Source organism: Sulfurovum sp., assembly GCF_041562805.1.
Taxonomy (GTDB): Bacteria; Campylobacterota; Campylobacteria; order Campylobacterales; family Sulfurovaceae; genus Sulfurovum.
Genome location: NZ_JBFFOH010000169.1, coordinates 1 through 5,249, shown reverse-complemented (window position 1 = coordinate 5,249; position 5,249 = coordinate 1). Strand labels below are relative to the sequence as shown.

Sequence of the window (5,249 nt, the reverse complement as noted above, 5' to 3'; positions counted from 1 at the left end):
GCCAATATATACCTATCATACGAGGTGAGCTGTTGATATGTCATAAGGTGAATTCACTTCTTGGCGGGAGAGAAAACACTTTATTATCATAGTTCGCCTCACCTTTTAAATAGGATGTCGCACTTAGTATATGAATTCGGGGCACTGTTTTAAACGTCTCAATAAACGTGCAGCAGCCGGCGTAGATAAAGTCACCTACCAGGACTACCAGAAAGAACTGGGAGCCAATCTTGATGATCTTATCGCACGCCTGAAAAGAGGAGGATATCGAGCCAAACTGGTTAAACGGAAACACATCCCAAAAAGCCCCGGCAAGACACGACCACTGGGAATCCCCGTGCTCGAAGACAAGTTGGTGCAGACGGCAGTGTCAGACCTATTAAGTGCCATCTATGAACAGGACTTCCATCCCTTTAGCTATGGTTACCGGCCACGTCGGGGAGCCAGACAGGCGGCGGATGATTTGACAGTCAGAATGCAGTTTGGACGGTTTGGATACGTTGTCGAGGCCGACATAAAAGGTTTCTTCAATCATCTAGATCACGACAATCTGCTGGAGATGATTGCACGGCGGGTGGACGATAAACGTTTCATTCGTCTGATAGGCAAGTGGTTAAAAGCAGGGATTCTGGAAGAGGAGGGTCACATCTTCTATCCAGAAGAAGGGACGCCACAAGGGGGGAGTATCTCTCCGATATTGGCGAACATCTATCTTCACACGGTGTTAGACGACTGGTTCCATCATGTTGTTAGACCCCGATGTGAAGGCGATGCCATCATGTGCCGATATGCTGATGATCTGGTATGCTGTTTTCAATATGCCAGAGATGCGGAACGGTTTTACAGCGTGCTTCCCAAGCGATTGGGTAACTTCAATTTAGAAGTGGCACCTGAGAAAACGCAGACACTGCGTTTTAGCCGGTTTCAGCCAGGAATACAGCATCACTTCAGTTTTCTGGGCTTCGAGTTTTACTGGGGCACAGATAGTCGTGGAGAGGCGAGACTGTTTAGACGAACCGCAAGAAAGAAGCTCCAAGCGGTGAGGCAGGCTCTCAAAGTCTATGTTAAGGAAAACAGGCACATGAAAACACCACAACTGCTATTAAAAATCACAGCCAAGCTCAGAGGTCACTATAACTATTTTGGTGTTGTAGGAAACCTTGATGAGCTCTGGCAAGTGCACTCACACATGGTGAAACTGCTGTATAAGTGGCTGAACCGACGAAGTGGGCGTAAGAGTCTGACATGGGGTGCATTAAAACGACTACTCGACTTCAACCCATTGCCAATGCCTGTGTGTAAAGCGGCAGTGGCACAGAGGAGAGTCTGGTGGTAAGTCTACAAGGGAGCTTTGCTGACTGCGAAAGCGAGTACGACCGAGGAGCCGGATGCGGGAAAACCGCACGTCCGGATCTGTGCGGGGGGTGTCGGGTGACCGGCATTCCTACCGTGAATGTGTGAAAGAATTAAAATCATGGTTAGGCGTTATCTACAGTGGTATAGCAAAGACACGGAGTTTTCAGTTGGACAAGAGAACCTAAAAGATTTTGAACTTAATCAACTACAAAAACTATTCGGCGTTCCCTCTGATGACCCAATGTATGATTGCTGGGAAGTAAATGATGTGCATTTATCTGAACTACAAAAACACGTAGACCACAGAATCAATCTAGCAAAATACTCATACTTCATAGAGGCATCCGGGTGACAACATACAAAGCACATAAAAATGTATAACGAGACATGAGGTCTCGTTAATATAACTGTTAGCAATATAAAATAATAATCAAAGGATCGACATAATGACTAAGAAGAAACATTCTATGCTAATACGAATAGTATGCGGTCTACTTGGGTTACTTGGCATTGCTGCAACTATTATTAATTCATTGAGAGCTGAAAACTTCACCTTTGAATTTAAACTTATAGCAATAGCTTTCGCATGCTGTATCTTTTTATATGTCGCAATTACAGGAGTAAACCCTCTTGGAAGCGCGAAAAATGAAAATGAGAGTTAATAAATTGCTAACAAGTCGCTCAAGCCGACCCGCTTCCGCGTCACATATTTTGTGCAAAGTCGCACAAAATACGCACCGCTCCAGCGGTCAGCTTAGCTAGGCGTTAGATGCAAAAAGATGGATATATCTAAAATTAACGGAATGGTGAATCTTTTGCTTGTATACATGGTGGCGGCAATTATTGTCACTGGCGTATTTGGCACCGATATCACAGCTGATATGGTGAACTTTGTAATTATTTACGGAATCCCGTTTCTTACTGTAACAGCTATATTTATTGTCTTCGTTTCTAGAGAAGCGTTAAATCACAAAGAAAATAGTAATTTTAATAAAAAGAAAGCTATTACTGTGACCATAAAGCTAACTATTGCATTCACTCCAATGCTGTTTCTAAATAATTCAGGGGCTAACATATTGTCACTAATGAGGCAGAGTTAACCAAAATGCATCTAACAATTAATTCAACAAGGACATACCTCCGCATTCATTTTGTGCAAAATCGCACAAAATGCCCGCCACTACGGTATGCCTGTTAATACGGCGTTATGCATAAAAACACCATGATAAAGTTTAAATGTTTCACGCTGTCCGCGGGTTCTGAGTGGAAATTCACAGAATTTGATTCCATTATTATCGGAAAACATGAACTCGATGGGACGACAATTCAAATTAGCAGTGCATATAATCACCCTGTCTACTTCTACAAAGAACACGAAGAAGGTTTGTTTGTTGCTAAGCAGTTTGCGAGTCTTGAAAAAAGAAAATATATTCAGTCGAAGGTGTTGGTGGACAATGAATATAAAATTGGCGCAATAGATGTAGATAATGACAATACTCAAGAGACATTCTTTTATGTTTTAAACAATGGCAATGCCACTGTGGCTGTTCTTCAAAATTCCACAGCGAGTCAAAAACACAATATTGTGTCAATGCTGTCAACAATTGAATACCACAAACAGAAAAAAGTGTCTGGAACCAATGCATAACAAGGCGCTTCAGCCGACCCACCTCCGCGGCACTTGGCTTGTGCTGTGTAGCACAAGCCAAGCCCCACTGCGGCGGTCGGCTGAGCTTGAACGTTGATGTCCGCTGATAGGGCTGCTGCGGACTCCATGAGGGTACCTGGCTAATGTCGCCTTTGGTCGCTGAGGAGTCGTTGGGCCTGGTGGGGCGGGGCCTAGAGGCTGCTTAGACGGGATACGGCCAGGAGCGGTCCTCACGAGCAATGGGCGCGCATAGCCGCTTTCAACCAGGGAGCAGACTTAACTGCCGCACGTCCATATACGGCAGATAGATAGCGATTAATCAAAAAGCCTATCAAATGGGCTTTTCGTATTCTTACAATGCTCAGCGGCGATATGGGTGTATATCATCGTGGTCTTCAGGTCTTTGTGCCCCATCAATTGCTGAATGGTTCTGATATCTGTTCCTGACTGTAATAGATGTGTAGCAAAGGAATGCCGTAGAGTATGAGCCGTTACCCGCTTAGTGATATTGCATTGATTCACAGCCCTCTTTAATGATTTCGACAATGTTGACTTGGACATATACCAGCGTCGTACCACATTAGGGCGGTCACGGTCTTTATTAACGGTGCTTGATGGGAACACATACTGCCATTCAAATTGTGTTTCCGCTTTCGGGTATTTCCTGTTTAAGGCATTTGGCAGGTCAACATACCCCCAACCTTTACTCAGATCACTGACATGTAGGTGTTTGCGCCAAACGAGGTGCTGTGTCAGTGGCGAAACGAGCTTCTCTGGTAATAGGGTAACTCGGGACTTACGCCCTTTTGTGTTTCTGATACAGATAGAGCCATTGGAAAGGTCAATATCCTGTACGCGGAGTGTCACGCATTCATTAATTCTCATGCCGGTTCCATACAATAGGCTGGCAGCAAGCCCAGTTTTCCCTGCCATACAACCCAAGATTGCCTTAACCTCGTCAGCGCTTAGAACTGTGGGTAGGTACTCGAATCGTTTAGGCCTTTTGAGGTCATCCAGACTTCCTAGGTCCACCTGGAGGATCTGCTTGTAGAGGAAGGCCAGGGCGTTGAGTGCCTGTGATTGAGCACTAGCGGATACCCGCTTGTTAACGGCCAGGTGATTGAGAAAGCGTGTTACATCATCGCCAGTGAGGCCTGCGGGATGCTTCAGTTGGTGAAAGTAGAAGTATTGCCTGAGCCAGTAGATGTAGATGCGCTCGGTTGAGATGCTGTAGTTGCGACGCCTGAGTTCATGACGAACCTGAGTCAAAAGTTTCGGTTTACCCCATAAGCTTAACCTCTCTGTAAGTGATTGAAATGAATAGAAAAGGGGTATATGTTAATCCCTATATCGGTATTAACAAGGAAGTAATTCCGCCTTTGCGCATTTCATTAACACAGCGATTCTCAGATAACTCACTGAAATATCATAGTATTTCGGTGATTTGGCGTGTTTGTGAGGTGCGTTAACAGGAATTAATTCCTATTAACGGATGTTATGAACACAAGACATCAATTAAACAATAGAGGAGGGTGTTTTGGATATAGATAAAATGGCAAGAGATATAGAGGCCGCAATGGATAAACCATCGTGCAAAATGATTTCAGCAACAATGTTAACAGGATATATATGCGCAAACGAAGAAAACGTTTTCGACCCTGCAAACGCTGCGGCTAATGATTTTCTCATTAAATCTTCTGGTAATTTTTCGCCTGCTTTATCTGCGGTCATTCAAGCCAATTATTTTGTGTGGACGGCTGAAAGCGGCATTAGAGAAGAATTTTTTAAAAATGATGAAATATCCATTAACAATCTAATGAAGTTTGTAAGCTCAGGAGGTGCCGAGTGGGCAATTCTTTCTATCTCTGGGGCTATCGAAGAAGGTGAATTTGTAAAATTCTTTTCTTTTTTAAAAGACCTTTTTGTAATATGTTCGTCTAAAAATAAAGGAGAAAATGAATTCTACAATGACATTATTGGCGCGTTCGATAATATGATCTAAATACTAATTCATAACAAGGCGCTCAAACCGACCCACTTCCGCGGCACATGTTTTGTGCAAAATCGCACAAAACAAGCGCCGCTACAGCGGTCGGCTTAGCTAGGCGTTAGAACCAAGAAAATACACACATGGAAATTAAAGCGGAAGGATTGTATTTAAAAATTACACCACAATCGAAAGTGGATGATGAAGACTGGGTGAGAGTAAATGTAACTGTCCGCGTGTCAGGTTTTGAAGGACAAT

Annotated in this window: 7 protein-coding genes; 6 read left to right on the top strand and 1 reads right to left on the bottom strand. The window is 43.8% G+C overall.

Going from position 1 to position 5,249, the window contains the following annotated elements; translation table 11 throughout:
- Positions 1–130: 130 nt before the first annotated feature.
- From ltrA to ABYK33_RS13620, 5 genes are all read left to right on the top strand, one after another.
- On the top strand, positions 131–1,336 hold the full coding sequence (gene ltrA / locus ABYK33_RS13640) for a group II intron reverse transcriptase/maturase (protein ID WP_373033828.1): 1,206 nt from the start codon (positions 131–133) through the stop codon (positions 1,334–1,336).
- Positions 1,337–1,474: 138 nt separating this feature from the next.
- On the top strand, positions 1,475–1,708 hold the full coding sequence (locus ABYK33_RS13635) for a colicin E3-like toxin immunity protein (protein WP_373033827.1): 234 nt from the start codon (positions 1,475–1,477) through the stop codon (positions 1,706–1,708).
- Positions 1,709–1,802: 94 nt separating this feature from the next.
- The gene (locus ABYK33_RS13630; protein ID WP_373033826.1) at positions 1,803–2,018 is read left to right on the top strand and encodes a hypothetical protein; all 216 of its coding nucleotides are present in this window, start codon (positions 1,803–1,805) and stop codon (positions 2,016–2,018) included.
- A 117-nt stretch (positions 2,019–2,135) separates the two neighbouring features.
- Positions 2,136–2,456 (top strand): hypothetical protein, encoded by a 321-nt coding sequence (locus tag ABYK33_RS13625; protein WP_373033825.1) that lies wholly within the window; start codon positions 2,136–2,138, stop codon positions 2,454–2,456.
- 107 nt (positions 2,457–2,563) lie between these two features.
- Positions 2,564–3,004 carry a hypothetical protein gene (locus ABYK33_RS13620; protein WP_373033824.1) on the top strand — a complete coding sequence of 147 codons (441 nt, stop codon included), beginning with the start codon at positions 2,564–2,566 and terminating at the stop codon, positions 3,002–3,004.
- A gap of 315 nt (positions 3,005–3,319) precedes the next feature.
- Here the strand turns inward: ABYK33_RS13620 and ABYK33_RS13615 are convergent, their stop codons facing one another.
- Entirely contained in the window at positions 3,320–4,273 is a 954-nt protein-coding gene (locus ABYK33_RS13615) for an integron integrase (RefSeq protein ID WP_373033823.1), read from the bottom strand.
- Between the two features lie 268 nt (positions 4,274–4,541).
- On the opposite strand from ABYK33_RS13615, the gene ABYK33_RS13610 reads away from it, so the two are divergent.
- Positions 4,542–5,006, top strand: coding sequence for a hypothetical protein (locus ABYK33_RS13610; RefSeq protein ID WP_373033822.1), 465 nt, complete (start codon positions 4,542–4,544; stop codon positions 5,004–5,006).
- Positions 5,007–5,249 lie beyond the last annotated feature (243 nt).

What these genes read in the sequence shown, in the direction of transcription:
- ABYK33_RS13630 (WP_373033826.1), top strand. Translation starts at nt 1,803, where the DNA reads ATGACTAAGAAGAAACATTCTATGCTAATACGAATAGTATGCGGTCTA.
- ltrA (WP_373033828.1), top strand. Translation starts at nt 131, where the DNA reads ATGAATTCGGGGCACTGTTTTAAACGTCTCAATAAACGTGCAGCAGCC.
- ABYK33_RS13625 (WP_373033825.1), top strand. Translation starts at nt 2,136, where the DNA reads ATGGATATATCTAAAATTAACGGAATGGTGAATCTTTTGCTTGTATAC.
- ABYK33_RS13620 (WP_373033824.1), top strand. Translation starts at nt 2,564, where the DNA reads ATGCATAAAAACACCATGATAAAGTTTAAATGTTTCACGCTGTCCGCG.
- ABYK33_RS13635 (WP_373033827.1), top strand. Translation starts at nt 1,475, where the DNA reads ATGGTTAGGCGTTATCTACAGTGGTATAGCAAAGACACGGAGTTTTCA.